18 protein-coding genes are annotated in these 19,881 nt (G+C 40.9%); 10 read left to right on the top strand and 8 right to left on the bottom strand.

Annotation, left to right across the window (positions count from 1 at the left end; genetic code table 11):
- Positions 1-32: 32 nt before the first annotated feature.
- Together HPC41_RS12900 and HPC41_RS12895 are read right to left on the bottom strand one after the other, a co-directional pair.
- The gene (locus tag HPC41_RS12900) at positions 33-2,153 is read right to left on the bottom strand and encodes a 3-hydroxyacyl-CoA dehydrogenase NAD-binding domain-containing protein (protein WP_172394405.1); all 2,121 of its coding nucleotides are present in this window, start codon (positions 2,151-2,153) and stop codon (positions 33-35) included.
- Positions 2,154-2,185: 32 nt separating this feature from the next.
- Positions 2,186-3,364 (bottom strand): acyl-CoA dehydrogenase family protein, encoded by a 1,179-nt coding sequence (locus tag HPC41_RS12895; protein WP_172394404.1) that lies wholly within the window; start codon positions 3,362-3,364, stop codon positions 2,186-2,188.
- 384 nt (positions 3,365-3,748) lie between these two features.
- Here HPC41_RS12895 and HPC41_RS12890 point away from each other — a divergent pair, with 384 nt between their 5' ends.
- A complete protein-coding gene (locus HPC41_RS12890; protein ID WP_172394403.1) occupies positions 3,749-4,927 on the top strand; it encodes a thiolase family protein in 1,179 nt (392 codons plus the stop codon).
- Positions 4,928-5,022: 95 nt separating this feature from the next.
- Here the strand turns inward: HPC41_RS12890 and HPC41_RS12885 are convergent, their stop codons facing one another.
- Positions 5,023-5,241, bottom strand: coding sequence for a hypothetical protein (locus HPC41_RS12885; protein ID WP_172394402.1), 219 nt, complete (start codon positions 5,239-5,241; stop codon positions 5,023-5,025).
- 312 nt (positions 5,242-5,553) lie between these two features.
- Between HPC41_RS12885 and HPC41_RS12880 the strand changes: the two genes are divergently transcribed.
- The 3 genes from HPC41_RS12880 to HPC41_RS12870 all read left to right on the top strand — a co-directional run bounded on the left by HPC41_RS12880 (position 5,554) and on the right by HPC41_RS12870 (position 9,446).
- Positions 5,554-6,288, top strand: coding sequence for a histidine kinase (locus tag HPC41_RS12880; protein WP_172394401.1), 735 nt, complete (start codon positions 5,554-5,556; stop codon positions 6,286-6,288).
- A complete protein-coding gene (locus HPC41_RS12875) occupies positions 6,278-7,003 on the top strand; it encodes a LytR/AlgR family response regulator transcription factor (protein WP_216660745.1) in 726 nt (241 codons plus the stop codon). The genes HPC41_RS12880 and HPC41_RS12875 overlap by 11 nt, the downstream gene beginning before the upstream one ends.
- A gap of 172 nt (positions 7,004-7,175) precedes the next feature.
- Positions 7,176-9,446 carry a cation:proton antiporter gene (locus HPC41_RS12870; protein WP_172394400.1) on the top strand — a complete coding sequence of 757 codons (2,271 nt, stop codon included), beginning with the start codon at positions 7,176-7,178 and terminating at the stop codon, positions 9,444-9,446.
- A gap of 67 nt (positions 9,447-9,513) precedes the next feature.
- Here HPC41_RS12870 and HPC41_RS12865 read toward each other — a convergent pair whose 3' ends face one another.
- Together HPC41_RS12865 and HPC41_RS12860 are read right to left on the bottom strand one after the other, a co-directional pair.
- The gene (locus HPC41_RS12865; protein WP_172394399.1) at positions 9,514-10,644 is read right to left on the bottom strand and encodes a DEAD/DEAH box helicase; all 1,131 of its coding nucleotides are present in this window, start codon (positions 10,642-10,644) and stop codon (positions 9,514-9,516) included.
- A gap of 193 nt (positions 10,645-10,837) precedes the next feature.
- Positions 10,838-11,029 (bottom strand): cold-shock protein, encoded by a 192-nt coding sequence (locus tag HPC41_RS12860; RefSeq protein ID WP_077434921.1) that lies wholly within the window; start codon positions 11,027-11,029, stop codon positions 10,838-10,840.
- Between the two features lie 384 nt (positions 11,030-11,413).
- Here HPC41_RS12860 and HPC41_RS12855 point away from each other — a divergent pair, with 384 nt between their 5' ends.
- Positions 11,414-12,697 carry a Gfo/Idh/MocA family protein gene (locus HPC41_RS12855; protein ID WP_172394398.1) on the top strand — a complete coding sequence of 428 codons (1,284 nt, stop codon included), beginning with the start codon at positions 11,414-11,416 and terminating at the stop codon, positions 12,695-12,697.
- A gap of 179 nt (positions 12,698-12,876) precedes the next feature.
- Here HPC41_RS12855 and HPC41_RS12850 read toward each other — a convergent pair whose 3' ends face one another.
- The 3 genes from HPC41_RS12850 to HPC41_RS12840 are packed head-to-tail and all read right to left on the bottom strand — an operon-like array spanning position 12,877 to position 14,774.
- On the bottom strand, positions 12,877-13,569 hold the full coding sequence (locus tag HPC41_RS12850) for an alpha/beta hydrolase (protein ID WP_246250631.1): 693 nt from the start codon (positions 13,567-13,569) through the stop codon (positions 12,877-12,879).
- Positions 13,508-13,807: a GNAT family N-acetyltransferase gene (locus HPC41_RS12845; protein WP_172394397.1), complete on the bottom strand. Its 300-nt coding sequence runs from the start codon at positions 13,805-13,807 to the stop codon at positions 13,508-13,510. The genes HPC41_RS12850 and HPC41_RS12845 overlap by 62 nt, the downstream gene beginning before the upstream one ends.
- 34 nt (positions 13,808-13,841) lie before the next feature.
- Entirely contained in the window at positions 13,842-14,774 is a 933-nt protein-coding gene (locus tag HPC41_RS12840) for a ring-cleaving dioxygenase (protein WP_172394396.1), read from the bottom strand.
- Between the two features lie 394 nt (positions 14,775-15,168).
- Here HPC41_RS12840 and HPC41_RS12835 point away from each other — a divergent pair, with 394 nt between their 5' ends.
- From HPC41_RS12835 to HPC41_RS12815, 5 genes are all read left to right on the top strand, one after another.
- The gene (locus tag HPC41_RS12835) at positions 15,169-15,651 is read left to right on the top strand and encodes a nuclear transport factor 2 family protein (RefSeq protein WP_172394395.1); all 483 of its coding nucleotides are present in this window, start codon (positions 15,169-15,171) and stop codon (positions 15,649-15,651) included.
- A gap of 291 nt (positions 15,652-15,942) precedes the next feature.
- Positions 15,943-16,146: a LamG domain-containing protein gene (locus tag HPC41_RS25125; protein WP_216660744.1), complete on the top strand. Its 204-nt coding sequence runs from the start codon at positions 15,943-15,945 to the stop codon at positions 16,144-16,146.
- 268 nt (positions 16,147-16,414) lie between these two features.
- Positions 16,415-16,993: a helix-turn-helix domain-containing protein gene (locus HPC41_RS12825; protein ID WP_172394394.1), complete on the top strand. Its 579-nt coding sequence runs from the start codon at positions 16,415-16,417 to the stop codon at positions 16,991-16,993.
- Between the two features lie 191 nt (positions 16,994-17,184).
- Positions 17,185-18,525: a DUF5690 family protein gene (locus HPC41_RS12820; protein WP_172394393.1), complete on the top strand. Its 1,341-nt coding sequence runs from the start codon at positions 17,185-17,187 to the stop codon at positions 18,523-18,525.
- Positions 18,526-18,543: 18 nt separating this feature from the next.
- Positions 18,544-19,698 (top strand): TIGR03364 family FAD-dependent oxidoreductase, encoded by a 1,155-nt coding sequence (locus tag HPC41_RS12815; protein ID WP_172394392.1) that lies wholly within the window; start codon positions 18,544-18,546, stop codon positions 19,696-19,698.
- Positions 19,699-19,881 lie beyond the last annotated feature (183 nt).

Raw genomic sequence — 19,881 nt, 5'->3', positions numbered from 1 at the left:
TGATTCCATGTTTCTTAATAAATGCTGTTCGTTCAATTCACGGGTTGTTTTCCAGTCCAGTTTGAATCAAAACCTGTATAAAAGTTAAAATTTCTATCAGCAAGTTCTTTTAATGATTGAGGGATTTCCCATTGCTCTCCATAGGATAAAAACGACTGACACTCCTCAATAAAGATTGGGAGCGTTATTAGGTCGATATGGCCGAACACCCCTCCGGTATGTGCTGCATATCCCACACCGAGGATTGAACCGATATCGCCATCTATGGTTTCTTCTAATATGCCCTCTTCCAGACATCGGTAGCTATCCAAAGCCATGACGTGGAGAAGTCTTTTACGTATTATATCGGCTGACCGTGGTCCTTCGGAAATCGATAGAGCAGGATTCCGCCAGATTGTTTTCGTTCTCGAAACAGGGTCGTAGTTATAGAATCCATGCCCTGATTTTCTGCCTTTTCTGCCATTGGCAATCATTTTGTTCAGGTGGGCATAGGCACGGCGCTGACTGTTATGGAGTGCCGGGAATTGATCGTATACATGCACCATCAATTCCAATGAAATCTCATCCAGCACGGCTAATGGGCCAACAGCAAATCCTGCCTGTATGGCTTCTTCTTCGATCTGAATTGCAGGAACACCTTCCAGCAGCATCGTGATTGCCTCCAGTAAATAATGGAAGAAAATTCGCGATGTGAAAAAACCTGGGCCGTCATGCACGACAATGGGAATTTTGCCCAAGCGCAACGTTACTGCAATTGCCTTTTGCAATGTAATCTGATCGGTTTGTGTACCACATATAATTTCAACCAGGGGCATACGGTCTACAGGAGAGAAAAAATGCATGCCGATGAAACGCTCCGGCCTATCCGTTGCAGCGGCCAATGCCGTGATGGGCAGCGAAGTAGTATTGGAAGCGAAAAAGCCATTTTCGGCGAGATAGGGCTGGCTTTGTCGGGTAACCTCAGCTTTTAGCTCCAGATCTTCAAATACCGCTTCAATAATTAAATCAGCACCGACAAGATCGGCAACTTGCGCACTGGGTTGAATATTGGATAAAAGTTCCTGTTGTTGTACGCTACTCATCTGTCCTTGAGCAAGCCGTTTGTCGCAAAGTTTGGTCGAATAGGCTTTTCCTTGCTCGGCCTGTGCGATAGTCACATCTTTTAAAACCACTGCAATGCCTGCTTTGGCGGCTTCATAGGCAATACCGGATCCCATCATACCTGCCCCCAGAATTCCTATTTTTTTGACCTTATAATCTCCAAGTGATTCTATCCGGCCGGGATGCTGTGCCTTTAGAATTCCTTTATGCAGCGTCCTGACCATATGGAGAGGTTCCGGTGCACTTAATACCTGATGATAGCGTGTTGTTTCAGCCGCCACAGAATCAGTTAATGATAGAGCGGGGTTTGTTTTTAGCAATTCCACGACAGCATTGCTGCCGGGCAATAATCCTCTTGTTTTCTTTAAAATAGCGGAGCAGGCTGCTTCAAATTCTGCTGATGGCATAGCGGAATAGGTAGCTGAAACAGATTGCTTTGAATTTTCAAGAATCCAGTTTTTCGCATGCAGTAAGCACAGATCAAAATCGGTTGCGATTTCGTTCAATAAACCCAATTCAAGCGCCGCTTGGCCTGGGATAAGTCTGGCTTGGGTTAACAAGTTCAGTGCATTGGTAGGGCCTATAAGCTGTGGTAGACAGATGGTTGTGCCAAAGCCTGTGAATAGTCCAAATTTACTTTCGGGAAAGCCGATTTTTATTCCAGGGCCTGCGATTCGGTAGTCTGACCACAACATCGTTGTTAAACCAATGCCTGTACAGCTGTTGTTAAAGATGGATACTATGGGTTTGCCCAAGCTTTTCCATTGGAGTGCTTGCAGGGTGGATTTTAATATGATCTCGGGATCAAATCGGCCGCTGAGTACCTGATTGAATAATGGAAGATAATCCATCTGGTTGCTGTTTAGCGGACAGCTATAGATCAATCCGCGAACCTCTTTTTGAAGAAGAAGATCTGTTGCTAGAGCTACAAACTGTTGAATACGATCAAGAATACCAGTTTCGTTGCTTGCTGTCTCGGCGAATGGTTTTATGGTGACAATATGTTGGTCGTCATATTGTATGTCAAAATAGGACTGCGTGCTATAATCCATTATATTGATTTGCTTTTGTGAATTGAAAATGTTTATGCAAGATTAGGTTTGTTGGACTGATAATTTATCTTGTCAATTGTCATTTTCGCGATGATTTCCAACATAATCTCTGACGTGCCACCGATGATTGTTCCCGCACGTACATCCCGATACAAGCGCGCAATTTTATAATCTTCGGTAAATCCGTAGCCGCCAAATAGCTGCAAGCATTGACTGACCACCCGAATGGCGAGTTCACTGGCTTGGAGTTTGGCTATGGAGCAGTCTTGGACGGCATATTCACCCTGGTTTTGAAGATCGCAACATTGATAAACAAAGGCTTTTGTGGTTGCGATATCAGCAGCCATTTGAGCAATGCGGTGTCGGATGGCTTGCAAGTCATGGAGCTTATTGCCGAATGCTTCCCGTTGACCAATATAATCCAGCGTGTACTGTAAAGCCGAATCCGCTGTTGCGAGACTATGTATAGCAGCTGTTAAGCGTTCTAATTGTAAACCCGCCATGAGATAACCGAAGCCTTCATTTTCAACGCCAATAAGGTTGGATACCGGAACCCGCACCTGATCAAAGCCCAATTCGGCCGTATCGGAGGCATGCCAGCCTAATTTATTGATCTTATTTGCCGAGACACCAGCCGCATTTCTCTCTATTAATAATAGACTGATGCCTTTAGTTCCTTTGTCTGGAGCCGTTTTAACGGCAGTAATAAAAAAATCTCCATAATAACCGTTGGTGATAAAGGTTTTGGAACCATTGACAATATAATGATCACCCAATCGAACAGCTGTCGTCTTAATCTGTTTGACGTCAGATCCAGCCCCCGGCTCGGTGATGGCAACGGCGCTGACCATATCACCGGCAATAACCGGCTTGAGATAACGTTCTTTCAGTTCTTCAGATGCATATTTTAATAAATAGGGAGCTGACATATACTGGATGACTAAGGCTGAGATCGTGAATCCTCCTGAAAAACAACAGGAAAGTTCTTCGCACAGAATCAGCGAGTAATAAAAATCCACATCCAGACCACCATACTCTTCGGGGTAATTGAGGCCCATAAAACCCATATCACCCATTTTTTTCCAAATATTTTGATCTATTTTGCTCTGCTGTTCCCATTGATCTATATAGGGGGTAATTTCCTTGTGAACAAATGCCCGAATGGTTTCGCGAAAAATCTGGTGTTCGGCTGTGAGTTTGTTTGCCTGCATAATTGTTTGTTTTACTTTTGGTTATTGATTTCAGTTACGCGATAGTAGACTGAAAGCGATTCATCTATTGCTTTATCGTAGAACAACATCGCCCTTGTTAAACAAAGTGGAGTGTCTACTCGAATTTAATGAAAAGTGATGGCTTTTCTACAAATATTTATTGTTTATTTTTTGTAAAATATATTAAGTAGGGAACTTTTTAGTCTATTTTTTTTCTATTTATTCTGTTTTTTCCTGCAAAATAAAATAAGAAGGTTCCCTTGTTTGTTTTATATTTTTTATCTTTAAGAAAGGAATGATGGCCCATTTTCGACGATGCATTCAAGGATATGGTGGGCGCTACCTCTATAGAATTCAAACGTAAACAATTATAAACAGAATAATATGTCAAAGAGTGTATTTATTGTTGCGGCTAAGCGTACACCAATTGGAAGTTTTGGTGGTGGCTTGTCATCCATTTCTGCAACAGCGTTGGGGGGGCATGCTGTCCGTGCGGTGTTAGACGAGGTTGGTCTTGCTGGAGATCAAGTCGATGAAATTCTGATCGGGACTGTTCTACAGGCCGATTTGGGGCAGGCGCCTGCCCGTCAAGTGGCCCGCCTCGCGGGTTTACCTGATTGGGTGCCAGCAACGACAGTTAATAAAGTATGTGCAAGTGGAATGAAGGCCATTGCTTTTGCAGCACAGTCTATTCTGTTGGGTGATGCAGATGTGGTAGTTGCTGGAGGGACGGAGAGCATGAGCAGAGTCCCTTATTATGCGAGTGCCATGCGCTGGGGAGCGAAGTTCGGAAGCCAAAGTTTTGTCGACGGCTTGCAGCGGGACGGTTTAAGTGACGCTTATTCGAATGAAGCAATGGGAAGTTTTGCTGAACTATGTGCCGAGAAATATGCGATCGGGAGGGAGGAACAGGACCAGTATGCCATCAGTTCCTACAAACGGAGTCTGGAAGCCTGGCAAAAAAATAAATTTATGAAAGAGGTAAGCCCGATAGCCATTCAGGGACGTAAAGGCGAACAGACGATCTCCAGAGATGAAGAATTTTCTCAGGTCAATTTCGATAAGATTCCCGAATTAAAGCCTGCTTTTAAGAAAGACGGCACTGTGACAGCAGCGAATGCATCAACTTTGAGTGATGGTGCCGCTGCAGTATTATTAATGAGTGCAGCAAAAGTAAAGGAATTGGGCGTACAGCCCCTGGCTGAAATCGTTGCCTATGCCGACGCCGAACAGGCACCGGAATGGTTTACGACCAGTCCGAGCCTGGTAACGGATAAGTTGCTAAAGAAAGCGGGATTGACAAAGGAAAATATCGATTATTTTGAATTTAATGAAGCTTTTTCTGTGGTTGCACTTGCGAATGCAAAAATATTGGATATTCCTTTAAATAAGGTGAATATCTATGGTGGAGCAGTGTCGCTCGGTCACCCATTGGGTTGCTCCGGAGCAAGGATAGTCGTGACATTGACCAGAATATTACAGCAAGAGGGTGGAACAATGGGGCTCGCCGCCATTTGCAACGGTGGGGGCGGGGCGTCTGGAATGATTATTAAAAGATTGTAGTTTCTCGTCCAGATCAGGAATTATTTTATAGCGGTAATTCCTGATCTGGACGAAGTCTGTTTTTTGAGAACAAAGTGCCAGAACATAGACCCAAGTTATTCCTCATATAAGCGACTCGCCTCAATACCATGAAGAGCAAGTTCGGACTCTATTTGTGTTGGGTTGAGCCGGATGCCTTCAATGGTGAGCAGGTTGTAAATAGAATCCAGATCGATCTTCCATTCATGGATACCATTTAATTTTTCTACAGCTTGTTTGATCTTATCTACAAGACTGGGATGTTGTGCATTAGTTTCGAAAATGAGCTTTTCCATTGTGTTTCATATTAAGCCCGGTTAGAATAAACCAGGCAGGTTTAACCAAAATAGCGTAGACAATCATTTGATCGGCTAATTGCAATACTCTCAATATAAGAAGAATAATCTGAAATTAATAGTTTAAAGTGACTAAATTGTAATGAAACTGTTAATTTTTGTAATCAATACCTGCAAATTTTACAGTCAATAAATACCTTTCCTTATATTAAATTTGGGATAGATTGTATTCAAATAAACAGAGCCAAATGTGGTTTATGTAAAGGAATGTTTTCATTGCTAATAAAATTTTAATTAAGTTTGATAGGAATCATGACTACTGAACTTTCCAATATACTTATTGTATCACTGCTTGTAGCTGTTATTGTCCTGTTGATTTTTTATATATTATTGACACGGAAATACAATAAGCTGCGCGTGGAGGAGCTGCGGCATAAAGAACTTTTTCAACGCATGGATAATGAACAAATGGATCATGTGCATCGCAATCGTCTAAACCCACATCTGCTGAAAAATTCGCTCAATGGCATTCTTTCCCATGCCTATCAAACCTACTATACCATGGATAAGTTGGCGATGGTGTTGGACTATGTATTATATGAAAGTGAAGCGGACCTTGTCTCTCCAAAAGCCGAGATAGAATTTGCGCGTAATTTAATTGAAGTCAACAAGGTCAAGTTAAGCCCGTTGTTTGATATGCGTGTTAAATTTGATATTGACGAATTGAACGAGTCTCTATTGGAGCGTCCTGCGCTGGTTCCATTGATGACCGTAGATCTTATTGAAAATGCTTTTAAACACGCCGATTTTCACCATAGCGACTCCTTTATCTCTATAGTGCTTAGTTTTCGTAACGGTTTGTTGGAATTGGCCGTCAGCAATAAAATATCGAAGCGGTCTCCCTTGTACAAAACTAAGGGGGGGATAGGAAGCAAGACGTTGGAAGAACGGTTGATACTCTATTATCCGGATAGGCATGAATTAAAGCGCTTCGTAGAAAATGATGTCTATAACGCCTACCTTCAGATCAGATTGTATGAGAATTGAAAAAGCATTGAAATGCATCTTACTGGATGATGAACTGCCCAGTCTGCGATTTTTGAAGATGCTCTGCGAACAAATTCCGGGCTTAGAGGTTGTTAGGGCCTTTAATGACTCAACTGTATTACTCAACGAATATAAAAGTTTAGATTTTGATTTTTGCATCCTGGATATTGAGATGCCGCAGTTTAACGGCTTTGATATTGCTAAGGTACTGGAAGACTATCCCATTGTTTTTTCGACAGCCTATAAGCAGTATGCCAGCGATGCTTTCGATATCAATGCTGTAGATTATATGCGCAAGCCAATATCTTTATCGCGCCTCCAGCAGGCGATTCTAAAAGTAGAACAGGTATTAAATAATCGGCAAACAGACATTTCTCCTTTCGCGCAATTTAATACCAATAAGGGCAAAGCAATACTTTATTTCAATCAGATAGACTATATTCAAATTGCGGAGGTGGACAGCCGCGATAAGACAGTATTCCTCTCGGATGGATCCTCCATATTATTAAAAAATATCAGCTTTGACAAGTTGCTGTCCATCTTACCGGAGGAGGATTTTATCCGTATCAGCAAGAAGGAAATTATCGCTCTTAAAATTGTGAAATTCTTTTCGGCGGATATCATCACCAGTAACTTGTTGGATGAGCAAGAATCGGCTATTCTTTTTAGCTTGGGCGAATCCTATAAAAAATCATTCATCGAGAAATTTGTTTGATTACAAAATTCCCCGAGTTCATTACAAATTTTTGGCTTCCTAACCCGCAGTAAGATTTAAAACTGGTATAGAATTTTATTTTTGTTGTGGTTGTCTGTTCGAGTTGATGAATAGTTGATTTTGGGCAGTCATTTATCTGCTATTAACACCTGATTTATTTAAAGCGAAAAAGATGAAGAAATATAGGAATACGATTTTTTATGTGACCTTAATCGGTACTCTACTTATAGTGATGTATTGGGTGATCCATTTGGGTACACAGTTGCAAAGCCAGGAGCTACTTACCGGTGCAAAAACAAGTCAGGGTGCCTGGACGGATTTTAAATCTACCCTGCTGCAGAGCCTTGGACATCCGTTAGCGATACTGCTGGCACAGATTGTGACGATTATTATCGCCGCCCGTGTGATGGGATGGATATGTATCAAAATCAAACAACCGGTCGTGATCGGTGAAATGCTGGCTGGTATTATTTTAGGCCCTTCCTTATTGGGGCTTTACTTCCCTGAATTCGCGCATACCTTATTTCCGGTTGAATCGCTTAGTAATCTACAGTTTTTGAGCCAGATCGGATTGATCTTATTTATGTTCATTATCGGTATGGAACTGGATTTGAATGTACTGCGCAATAAAGCGCACGATGCGGTAGTGATCTCCCATGCCAGTATTGTTATCCCCTTTACGCTGGGAATTTCCCTGGCTTATTTTTTATACCTATACCACCCACCTGCGAATGTAGAGTTTTTGTCCTATAGTCTGTTTATCGGTATATCGATGAGCATCACGGCGTTTCCTGTCCTGGCCAGGATCGTACAGGAACGGGGACTTCAAAAAAGTAAACTGGGTGCGATGGTCATTACCTGTGCCGCTGCGGATGATATTACAGCCTGGTGCATTTTGGCGGTGGTCATTGCGATTGTGAAGGCTGGGGATTTTGCCAGTGCCTTGTACACGATAGCCCTTGCGGTTGCTTATGTCTTATTGATGATAAAAATTGTGCGTCCTTTCCTTATGCGAGTGGGAGAGTTGAAGGGTACGCGTGAAGGTTTGAGTAAACCTGTTGTCGCCATTTTTTTTATTGTGCTTTTATTTTCGGCCTACGCAACCGAAGTCATCGGCATACATGCTTTATTCGGTGCTTTTATGGCTGGCGCCATCATGCCTGAAAGCAGTCGTTTCCGAACAGCATTTATTGAAAAAATCGAGGATGTGTCGACACTACTGTTACTGCCGCTATTTTTCGTATACACGGGACTCCGTACACAGATCGGTTTATTGAACGACCCGCAGCTATGGATGATCACCATCGTGATTATTTTGGTGGCTGTAATTGGAAAATTTGCCGGAAGCGCGTTGGCTGCCCGCTTTGTGGGACAAAGCTGGAAAGATAGCTTGAGTATTGGTGCGCTAATGAATACCCGTGGGCTAATGGAACTGATCGTATTGAATATCGGTTATGACCTTGGTGTATTAAGTGCCGAATTATTCTCCATGATGGTCGTCATGGCGCTGCTCACCACTTTTATGACCGGTCCTTCACTGGATCTGATCAATTACCTATATCAGCCCAGAAAACGGTCATCACAGCAGGAAATCCAGAATAAGTCGAAATTTAAGATCCTCCTGTCATTTGCCAAGAGCAATACGGGAATTTCACTGCTTCATCTGGCAGATGCACTTACCTTAAAGTCCAAAAATACGGCTGAAATTACTGCATTGCACATCGAACCTTCCAACGAGCTCCATCATTACGAGGTGGAAACACAGGAGCAGGATAGCTTTCGGGAAATAAAGGAGGCTGCAGCAAATTTAGAACAGCCTATTCAGACTATTTTCAAAATTTCAAGCGACATTGACAGTGAAATTGTGGAGACCTCAAATGAACAGCGTCAGGATTTGCTGTTGCTGGGTGTGAGCGAATCCATATACGAAGGTAGTCTGTTGGGACGATTTCTGGATTTTACATCACGTATTATCAATCCGGAGAAATTATTTCATACCGTGACAAATGCGGAATCTCCCTTTGCTACATTCGACCGAAATCAGCAGATCAATGCAAAAGTCAATGCAATGGTTGGCATTTTGATCGACAAAAACTTTGTCCGGCCCCGTCGTGTTATTGTTCCTATCCTGTTGAAAAATGATGAATTCCTAACGGCGATCATCCAACGCTTAATTCATCATTCGGATGCGCAGGTGATGGTTTGGGATTTTGACCAGATCTTGCGGAAGCAGGAGAGTTTCCGGGAAAAGCTAAGGCAGCTGGAACAGCTTGTTCCCAATCATTTGACGATATTGGAAGAGAAAGAGCTTGATGCCGAGCTGTGGGCACAACAGGATCTGATGCTTATCAGCTTACCGTGTTGGCATAAAATTGTCAACAAGAAGATGGACTGGCTACACCATACGCCGTCCACTTTACTACTGGCCGACCGAAAAAAATAGGGATTTACACAAAGCGCGCCGAAACAAGATCGTTCCGGCGCGCTCTGTATAAGAATAAAGAGGAAAGTTATTTTCCTGCCTTATTCACTTTGATCTTTAAGCCGATCAATTTTTCAATATCGCTTAAATAAGGTCTTTCTTCCACATCACAAAAAGAAATGGCATTTCCTTCTAGACCCGCTCTACCTGTTCGTCCAATTCGGTGCACATAGGTTTCAGGTACATTGGGTAGGTCATAATTGATGACCATAGGCAATTGTTCAATATCTATTCCGCGTGCAGCAATATCAGTGGCGATCAGAATTTTCAGCCGGTCTTCTTTAAACTCACCCAATGCCTTTTGTCTGGCATTTTGTGATTTATTGCCGTGAATTGCAGCAGCACGCAGTCCATTTTTAGCCAACAGTTTGACAATCTTATCAGCGCCATGTTTTGTACGTGAAAATACAATCGTACGTTCTTGCTTAAATTGTTTAAGCAAACTCGTTAACAATTTTATTTTCTCCTTTTTCTCAATAAAGTATACAGACTGATTTACTTTTTCAGCAGTAGAACTTACCGGAGTTACGTCCACTTCGACAGGCTTGTGCAAGATTCCGTGTGCAAATTTACGAATATTGGGCGGCATCGTTGCTGAGAAAAACAGCGTCTGTCTTTTCTCGGGAACCTTCGCCAGGATTTTTTTAATGTCATGGATAAAGCCCATGTCAAGCATATTGTCAGCCTCATCGAGGATCAATACTTCAATTTTATCGAGGAAAACCAGTTTCTGATTCATCAGGTCTAAAAGACGGCCAGGTGTGGCTACTAATACATCCACTCCTTTTTTTATTTCTTTGACCTGTCTGTCCTGATTGACTCCGCCGAAAATGGTACAGTAATTTAGTTTTAGATGTTTGCGATATAAATTGATGTTCTCACCGATCTGTATTGCTAATTCACGGGTTGGTGTGAGGATCAGGGCACGGATGGGCATTACTTTACCTTGTCCGTGTACATTTTTCTCGGATAGACGCTGCAACAAGGGCAGGGCAAATGCTGCTGTCTTTCCAGTGCCTGTTTGGGCACATCCAATAAGATCCTGACCGCTTAATATGACAGGGATCGCTTTTTGTTGTATTGCAGTGGGGGTTGTATATCCTGTTTCCGCGATTGCCTTGAGGAGTGGAGGTATTAAATTGAGTTGTTTGAATTCCATTAAATATGATTCGGAAAAATAAGCTTAAACGAAGACCCTTTAGCTATTCCATAGTATTAAATAATTGATTAGAGGTATCTTAATTATACCCGAAATGAATAAGTACATTGAAAATAACAAGGGAAGAATACGAAAAAGAAATGGGATAAATCATTAAGAATTACCCCATTAACAAGAAAGTGTATTTTTTGGATTACGCCAATTTTACGTTTGTAGCGTTGATTCCTTTTGGAGTTCTTTCTACATCATAAGTTACAACGTCGCCTTCAGATACTTGGTTCTTAAGAGCAGAAACGTGTACGAAAACATCTGCACTACCATCCTCTGGTGTAATAAAACCAAAACCTTTAGTTTCATTGAAAAATTTAATTTTACCTGTATTCATTATTTTTAATTAAGTTCTGCAAGGTAGGGATAATAAATGATTAATCTTTTATTTTTCGTTAAAATAACAAAATTTTTTTTCTTTCTACCTGTTTATTTAGCGCTAATCAACCTTCAAATGGGTTAGGGCCTGTTTTTATATCGTGTTGAAAGTCAGTATGCCAACGGTATTTAGTTTTTTATGTAACAGCAGTATTCCTGAAAAAAGCAGAGTAAGGTTAAAGGATAGCATAATTTGTCCGATTTTCTACTGTCTCCAAGAGACTTTAATGCGAAAAGATTTGAATGTCGATATATATTTTACAATGATTAGGGCAAAGGCTTAAATTGAATTTTGTAATTTCATCTGGAACTTAAACCTTCGTGTATAATAAGCCAACATGTGATGAATAGAAAAGACTTTATCCGAACTTCCAGTATTTTAGCCGCCTCTACAGTCATGCTCAAAAGCCAGGCTTCCAGCTTATTTGATCAGCCGATCCGGGTGGGCGTGATCGGGGTAAATGGTATGGGCTGGTCTGACCTTAATGCTTTGTTGAAGCAGGATGGTGTGATATGCACAGCGCTTTGTGATGTAGATGAAAATATATTAAGCAAAAGGGCGAAAGAGCTTCTGGATAGAAATATGAAGGTTGCAACCTATGTTGATTATAAAAAAATGCTGCTTAGTCCGGATGTGGATGCGGTAATCATCGGTACACCTGACCATTGGCATTGCCTACAGATGATCGATGCGGTCAACGCCGGGAAGCACACCTATGTCGAAAAACCCATTGGGAATTCCATTCAGGAATGTCAGCTTATGCTGCAAGCCGCAACTAAAAATAATGCAATTGTTCAGGTAGGTCAGTGGCAGCGGAGTCAGCAGCATTTTAAGGATGCCATTGCTTTTGTACATTCGGGTAAACTTGGTAAAATACGTTTGGTAAAAGCTTGGTCTTATTTGGGCTGGAAAACTAGCATTCCGATTCAGCCGGACGTGGCAATACCCGCAGGTGTACACTACATGGATTGGCTGGGACCCGCCACAAAAAGACCTTTTAATATTAATCGTTTTCATTTTAACTTCCGGTGGTTTTGGGATTACGCTGGTGGCTTGATGACGGACTGGGGGGTGCACATGCTGGACTACGCCTTGCTCGGAATGAAAGTTTCCGACCCGAAATCTGTTATGGCTTCTGGTGGAAAATTTGCCTTTCCTGATGATGCCGGAGAAACACCGGATACCATGACCGCGGTATACGAATTTGATACCTTTAATATTCAGTGGGAGCACGCAAAAGGGATCGATTTAGGACCTTATAATCGCAACCATGGTGTGGCATTTATTGGCAATAATGGAACTTTAGTGCTGAATCGCGGGGGCTGGGAAGTCATTCCCGAAAAGGGAAGGATGGAGGCGGTAGCTCTACAGCCTTCCGTAGACAACGGTTTAGAGAAACATATGGCCAACTTCGTGGACGCTATTCGCAAGAAAAATCCGGCCTTGTTGAATGCTCCGCTTGAAGCCGGTGCACATATTGCTATTTTTTCACAATTGGGAAATATTGCCTATAGAACAGGGCAAAAGCTCTATTGGAATAATGAAAAGCAACGTTTTAATGACGAAAAAGCAAACAAATACCTCGCTTCAGTCTATCATAATGGCTATAAATACCCCAAAGTCTAAGTGTGTAGAATAAGAAGATAACGCATGAAGGAGATCAATTGTTAAGGGACAGGGGTTAACACAGCATATCCTGCGTTTAAGCTGCAATAATTTTAGAAGCTTAAACGCAGGATATGCCATGAATATTGAGCAGTCTGTTGATCCTTGTTTCGGTAAGAATACTGAGGGGCCGGGTGCACTTAGTGAAAAACAAACTCGTTAGCCATGTGGATCTCTTCCTGATTAATGGAATGACCAAAGTTAGGATATACAGCGAGTTTGACATTAGCATGTTGGGCTTCCAGGATACTAACGCTTGCATTGACACGTTCCAGCGGAACATGGAAATCTGGGTCACTGGTGCCAATAAATATTGGTGTTTGCCCAAAATCTCCCATATACTTATTTGAATCAATTTTCTCACCGATTAGTCCCCCAATAATGGCGACCGCACCACCGTACCGTCTGGCATTGCGCGCTAAAAATTCAAGTGTTAGGCAGGCACCTTGTGAAAAACCAAAAAAATAGATATTTTCCGTTTGCACTCCTTTATCCAAAGCAAGTTGCACTGTATTTTCAATGACTTCAATTGCCGAACTCAACCAGGGCTCATTATTTTGTTCAGGCGCCATAAATGAATGTGGATACCAGGTGTAATTGTCGGCTTGTGGGGCGAGTAAGGCATAATCGCCTACATTGAGATAAGCCGACATGCTCAGGATATCTGTTGCATTGCCACCACGGCCATGAATCATGATCAATGCTTTTTTTGCATTTTCTAGACTATGTCCTGCTGTTTTGATGTTATTCGAATGACGCATGATTTCCTTCCTATATTGTTTTCTTAAACCATACATCGGCATAGGTGCCAGGGTGCCGGTGAAATTGTGCATTTACGTAAGGACATAAAGGGACAATCTGCATCGCACTTTCCCGTGCATAGGATACCAATTTTTCCAATAATATTTTTGCAAATCCTCTACCTTCAAAGGCTTCATCGACTTCCGTATGGTAGACGACCAATCTTCCATCTATAATGGAAATGCTCATTAAACCAGCTTTTGTTTCATCGGAGAATAATTGAAGTTCACCACGCTGATTTTTATCCAGTACAATTTCTGTTCTTTCCATTGTATTACTGTATTTAATATTGTTTATGTTATTCTTAATCTAATTTTGGTAAAGTCGCCTCGATTTGTGGCCGGTGGCTTTCGTATTGTTTTGGTAATTTAAGCGCTGTACCGAGACTTTCTTGGGGTTCATCAACAGTAAATCCGGGATTATCTGTTGCGATTTCGAATAATACACCTCCCGGTTCACGAAAGTAAAGCGAGAAAAAGTAATCCCGATTGATTTTTGGTGTAATATCCAAACCTGCGGAGAGCACCTTTTCGCGATATTCCATTAGGATGTTATCGTCTTTTACCCGAAATGCGACGTGGTGATTCGTACCAGCAGCATTACGGCCGAAAGATAGATTCGGGTCTACGAGAATGTCTACGATGTTCGCAGTGGCTATGCTGTCGGTTTTTAACCTATACCGTCCGTTCTCTTGTCCTTGTACTGCGTATCCTAATATATCTGTTAGAACTTTTAGCGTAGGATCGGCTTGTTTTAAGGAGAGGGTAATATTATGAAATCCCTTTAATGCATTTTCACTATTGATATCTGCCGTTGTCCATACACTTCTATCATCTTTCGCCAACGGTTCAATAAATTGTATTTGTAATCCATCAGGATCGGTAAATGAGACTAATTTTTCTCCGAAAATTTCATCTTCCAGAAAAGCTACATTGTGCGCTGTTAATCTGTTTTTCCAGAATACAAGGCTGCCCTCCGGGACGGCATAACCAATATGGGTAGCCATTCCAGCACCCTGTGTACCTTTGCCAATACCTTCCCAAGGAAAAAATGTAAGAATGGTGCCTGGGCTGCCTTGCTCATTTCCAAAATAAAAATGATAGGTGCCCGGATCGTCGAAATTGACAGTTTTTTTTACAAGTCGAAGTCCTAAGACTTTTGTGTAAAAATCAAGATTTCGTTTTGCATTATCAGCTATCGCGGTAATATGATGCAGTCCTAATATTTTATTATCCATAATTGTTTTTTTATTTTCTTAACTGTTGTAAAATTACGGCAGCTGAAAAACAAAATCATTGAACTAGATTAATAAAAACAGGAATTGATTTTTTGTTTTAATTTGTTGGTAACTTTTAAAATAATCAGCTCGCAAACAAAAAACACCGGAAGTCCCCAACTTCCGGTGTTTTTAATCTAACCAATTATTACCTAAATTTATGAAATGTATATTTCTGAATAGTATACTACGAGATAATTTTCAATTATCATGCCATATTTTATAGTTAATTTTTACGTAAAGGACGATTGTTTTGAAAACAAAATTTTGGGCCAAATGTTGTTTATTGGATACAGTAAATACCGGGCAGGGAATGTAATCAGTTCTTTTTATATGTTATAAATAGATCCAAACAATGAAAACAAGTACAAAATTTATACTGTCGGCAACAATCGTAGCTCTTCTATTAAACGGATGCCAGCAGAGCCAACAGGCTAAGGAGGAAAAAGAGCAGACGCAGTTGGATATCAACAAAGAGAATAAACGAATTGTATTGGATTTTTATCAGCAGATGTTCGGAGATAAAGATCTTTCTGCCGTTGACAAATTTATCGCCCCCGAATACATTCAGCACAATCCGGCAGTAGCGGATGGTGCAGCTGCACTCAAGGCTGCGGCTGCAAAGTGGTTTAATGGGCAGCCAAAAACCAAGATTGATGTACAGCACATTGCTTCCGATGGGGATCTGGTTTTTATCCATCTAAAGAATAAAAATGCTGATGGTAGGCTTAAATCAACGATAGATATCTTTCGTTTAGAAAACGGAAAGATTATTGAACACTGGGATGTCCAGCAAGTTGTACCAAAAGAGTCTGCGAACAGTCATCTCATGTTTTAGTATTCTGATTGTTTTTTTGTTTAATAATGCCTATTTCTGTATAAAAACGTCTTATATTTAATACGTTATTGAAAGGCCGATAGCATTGTATTAAAGCAGAAAATAATAATCTAAATGAAGCGAATTTTAGGTGCAGGCCTTTTTTATATCCTTATCTGCGCTTGTAGCGTCCATCACAACCCAAAAGAGAATCCACAGCTGTATTCACAAAAAACCGGGCTGGCCGGCTATGTGGATGCTTGCCGAGTTGGATAAATATGGCTGTACCCGAGAAATGGTGAAATTGATAGCATGGAGCACCATAATTTTGATGATATTATTTATCAAACTACCCATTCACATTATACGTTGAATTTAGGACAGAAGGATAATCCGAAACATTCAGGAATTGCAAAAGTCAATGCGGAGGACTACAATGTGTATGGTATCAACTGGTATCCAGATCGGATTGTATTTCAGCTAAATGCTGTGGACCATTTACCTATCCACGGATAGCTGGTGTCGTTGAGTCCCAATGGCCCTATGACCAACCTTTTTAGCTGTTTATTGATCAGCAGCTTGGCGGAACTTGGGTAGGGGAAGTGGATTTGAAACAGCTATCGGTCGAAATGCGCATAGATTGGGTCAAGGTTTACCAATAATAAACAGGAACTAAGATTTAGAAGAAGTGCGGTGTACCAGTAAGACTGGGTTTGGGTCGAAATTAAGTGACAAAAAGTTAACATACCGAGCAGAAAAATAATGTTTATTTTTGATCCCAATTATGGAAGATAAGACAATATTTAAGATTAGTCATAAAATAAAAGAAATCCGCAAGGAGAAGGGGATTACCATACAGGAAGTTGCTGATAAAGCCGGAGTAAGCAAAGGGCTGATATCACAGATTGAGAATAACCGGACCATACCTTCTCTGTTGGTGTTAATTAATATTATTAATGCACTGGATGTTGATCTGAACGAATTCTTTAAAGATTTTAATTCCGAATTGGATGCAGGGCCAGTTGTTGTCCGAAAAAAGGACAGCTATACATCCTTCGAAAAAGAGCATGCCCTTGGATTTCACTACAAACGTATTTTCACCTCAGCAATAGAGAGTTCCACGATGGATATTGTACTTCTGGAACTGTTGCCCGATGCACAACGCCCAATGGTAGAGACGGAAGCTTATGAGTATAAATATATCATCAGCGGACAAATTGAATATATCTTTCAGGATCAACGTATTCAGCTGGAAGAGGGAGATTCCATATTCTTTAATGGGCGGCTTTCACATACACCTCGTAATATAGGGACGGAAAAGGCTTTAATGCTCATTATATATTTCTTCGAAAATAAACGGTAATTCTATTCCTTACACACCTCAATAAAAAAGCATCAATGGATTTCCATTGATGCTTTTTTATTGAGGTGTGTACAATGTCGGTTCGGTTACTTATATTTGTTTATAAATACTTAACAAAAGTTTAGTATTTTGTTAATTTCCAGAATTTACTTTTGATTGCGGACAATGAGGTCCGTCAGCAATTCTAAATCATGGATTTGAACCAGCTAATAAAAAAACGGATAGCCAGGTTAGACGAACGGTCAGTAGCCTTTTTACTGGCTATTGCAGCATTTTTATGTTATACAAGTATGTATTCATTCCGAAAATCGTTTACGGCATCGGCTTTTGTCAATGAATCTATTTTGGGAATAGATTATAAAGTGTGTATGGTTATTATTCAAATGTTGGGCTATCTGTTTTCGAAATTCTATGGGATTAAATTTATTTCTGAAAGCAAGCAGCGGAATAGAGGGCGCTACTTACTTGCTTTGATTTGTATTTCGTGGGCTGGCTTATTGGCTTTTGCACTTTTCCCTAAACCCTGGAATGTACTCTTTCTTTTTATCAATGGTTTCCCGTTGGGGATGGTCTGGGGTTTGGTATCCAGCTACCTGGAAGGTCGTCGATATACGGAAATTATGGGCGCGGTAATGTCTGTCAGTTTGATTTTTGCTTCCGGTTTTATTAAAACGGTAGGACGCTGGCTTATGTTCACTTTCCACATCAATGAATTCTGGATGCCTTTTTTTACCGGTATGCTCTTTTTTATGCCTTTTGTCCTGTGTATTTGGATTCTGGAAAATGCGCCAGGCCCAACTGCGCAAGATAAGCAGTTGCGGACCGAACGTGTAGCTATGGATGCCGGCATGCGCAGACATTTTTTCAAGGTATTTATGCCAGGTATTATTCTGACCATTATTATTTATACGATGTTAACGATTTTACGTGACGTTCGCGATAATTTTGAGGTAGAGATCTGGCAGATGCTACATCTGAAAGGAGCCGGGATATTTGCAAAAGTTGATGGAATGATTGCTTTGATTGTCTTGATTTTAATAAGCTGTTTAATTATGGTAAAAGACAATTTGAAGGCATTTAGGTTGATCCATTATATGATTATTTTGGGCTTTCTGACCGCTGGACTTTCGACTTATTTATTTTCCATGCATTGGATTGGGGGGCTCAGTTGGATGTTACTCGTCGGTTTGGGGCTTTATATGGCTTATATTCCCTATAATGCCATATTTTTTGAACGGATGATTGCGACCTACCGTATGAAAAGTAATATTGGTTTTGTCATGTATATGGCTGATTCCGTTGGCTATTTAGGGAGCTTTTTAATTTTAATGAATAAAGAATTTTTACCAAATTCAGTCACTTGGGGTGCTTATTTTATTCAGCTGGTTTATCTGGCGTCCATTATAGGTGCTATTTTGGGAATCTTTTCGTTAGTTTATTTCGTTCGGAAGAAAGAGCAGATGAAAACGAAGAAAGAGGATGAATTGGTTCAGCCCTGGCAAGCGGGTAGTGGCGAAGTACAAATAAGTTAATGCTAATTATTTTAAAGAATGAAAACAAATACATACGATTTAATTATTGTCGGCGGTGGTATCTTGGGAACTTTTCATGCATATCATGCGTTGAAAAAAGGCTTAACAGTGCTCCAGCTGGAAAAGGATAATTTTCCTGTTGGATCCACCGTGCGCAACTTCGGGCAGGTTGTGCCATCAGGGATGGCGGGGGAATGGTTTGATTACGGTGTCCGCGGATTGGAAATATATCAATCTATCCAGCAGGACATGGATATATCCATTCGGAACAATGGCAGTATTTATATTGCTTCTGATGCTGACGAAGTGCAGGTCATTCACGAGCTGTCTGCACATTATCAAACGAAGGGATATAAACACGCCCTTTGGTCCAAAGCGCAAATTCTAGCAAAATATCCTGCTATGAGTGCCGATTACGTTCAAGAAGCTATTGTTTTTGATCAGGAACTGAGTGCCGAACCCGAAACAATGATCCATCAGCTGCATATTTATATGCAGGCAAAATTCGGAAAATATACGCTTAAATATGATACAACTGTTATCGCTTGTGAAGATGCCAATGAAAAGGCACACTTGACAACAAGTAGCCTCGAAGTTTTTGAGGGAGCGAAAATCATTATCTGTAATGGCTACGAATTTAAGATCTTATATCGCTCTTTGTTTGACGATAGCGGTCTCGAAATTAGTAAATTGCAAATGATGCGCACAAAACCTTTGCATCAGCTCCAGCTACCTGGAAATATCCTGACCGGATTAACAATTCGCCGGTATGAAAGCTTTGAAGAATATTGCCCATCATTCGGTTCTATTCCAGTACCTGAACACTACAATGAATTGCGTAAATACGGTATACATATTCTGTTTAAACAGGCGACGGATGGCAGTATTATCGTGGGCGATTCGCATGAATATGCGGCTGGCAATCGATTGGATGACTTGGGGTTTGCTGTTGATACCTATGTCAATGAGCTAATGATTGCCGAAGCTAACCGTATTATTCCGATGAAGCAAGATTGGATTGCTTCATCTTGGCCAGGTTTCTACGCGCAGCATAAAGACCACATTCTCGAAGTTGATGTCAGTCCAAGAATACATGTGCGTACCGGTATCGGAGGCAAAGGGATGACGGCCAGTGCCGGATATGCTGAACGTAATATTGAGCATCTTTTTTAATATCACTGCGTTCTCGGAGAAGAAGGTCCTACTAAACAATTGTAGGACCTTTTGTTTTTAGCTCGTTTTATACATTTATCTTTTGATCGTGTAATGGTCAATATTTCTGCAGCTTAAAGTACACTTTACTTTAGAAAAAACTTAATTCTTAAGAAGGTCGATCGAACGACAACAATGATATTA

It is taken from the genome of Sphingobacterium prati, assembly GCF_013167215.1.
In the GTDB taxonomy this organism is placed as follows: domain Bacteria; phylum Bacteroidota; class Bacteroidia; order Sphingobacteriales; family Sphingobacteriaceae; genus Sphingobacterium; species Sphingobacterium prati.
Note: the sequence above shows the minus strand (reverse complement) of the source record. Positions and strands in the feature narration are given on the sequence as shown.

Coding starts and splice junctions, on each gene's coding strand:
- HPC41_RS12855 (WP_172394398.1), top strand. CDS start 11,414: ATGAATAGAAAAGACTTTATCCGAACTTCCAGTATTTTAGCCGCCTCT.
- HPC41_RS12860 (WP_077434921.1), bottom strand. CDS start 11,029: ATGAATACAGGTAAAATTAAATTTTTCAATGAAACTAAAGGTTTTGGT.
- HPC41_RS12845 (WP_172394397.1), bottom strand. CDS start 13,807: ATGGAAAGAACAGAAATTGTACTGGATAAAAATCAGCGTGGTGAACTT.
- HPC41_RS12875 (WP_216660745.1), top strand. CDS start 6,278: ATGAGAATTGAAAAAGCATTGAAATGCATCTTACTGGATGATGAACTG.
- HPC41_RS12840 (WP_172394396.1), bottom strand. CDS start 14,774: ATGGATAATAAAATATTAGGACTGCATCATATTACCGCGATAGCTGAT.
- HPC41_RS12900 (WP_172394405.1), bottom strand. CDS start 2,153: ATGGATTATAGCACGCAGTCCTATTTTGACATACAATATGACGACCAA.
- HPC41_RS12895 (WP_172394404.1), bottom strand. CDS start 3,364: ATGCAGGCAAACAAACTCACAGCCGAACACCAGATTTTTCGCGAAACC.
- HPC41_RS12885 (WP_172394402.1), bottom strand. CDS start 5,241: ATGGAAAAGCTCATTTTCGAAACTAATGCACAACATCCCAGTCTTGTA.
- HPC41_RS12850 (WP_246250631.1), bottom strand. CDS start 13,569: ATGCACAATTTCACCGGCACCCTGGCACCTATGCCGATGTATGGTTTA.
- HPC41_RS25125 (WP_216660744.1), top strand. CDS start 15,943: ATGGAGCACCATAATTTTGATGATATTATTTATCAAACTACCCATTCA.
- HPC41_RS12825 (WP_172394394.1), top strand. CDS start 16,415: ATGGAAGATAAGACAATATTTAAGATTAGTCATAAAATAAAAGAAATC.
- HPC41_RS12815 (WP_172394392.1), top strand. CDS start 18,544: ATGAAAACAAATACATACGATTTAATTATTGTCGGCGGTGGTATCTTG.
- HPC41_RS12890 (WP_172394403.1), top strand. CDS start 3,749: ATGTCAAAGAGTGTATTTATTGTTGCGGCTAAGCGTACACCAATTGGA.
- HPC41_RS12880 (WP_172394401.1), top strand. CDS start 5,554: ATGACTACTGAACTTTCCAATATACTTATTGTATCACTGCTTGTAGCT.
- HPC41_RS12870 (WP_172394400.1), top strand. CDS start 7,176: ATGAAGAAATATAGGAATACGATTTTTTATGTGACCTTAATCGGTACT.
- HPC41_RS12865 (WP_172394399.1), bottom strand. CDS start 10,644: ATGGAATTCAAACAACTCAATTTAATACCTCCACTCCTCAAGGCAATC.
- HPC41_RS12835 (WP_172394395.1), top strand. CDS start 15,169: ATGAAAACAAGTACAAAATTTATACTGTCGGCAACAATCGTAGCTCTT.
- HPC41_RS12820 (WP_172394393.1), top strand. CDS start 17,185: ATGGATTTGAACCAGCTAATAAAAAAACGGATAGCCAGGTTAGACGAA.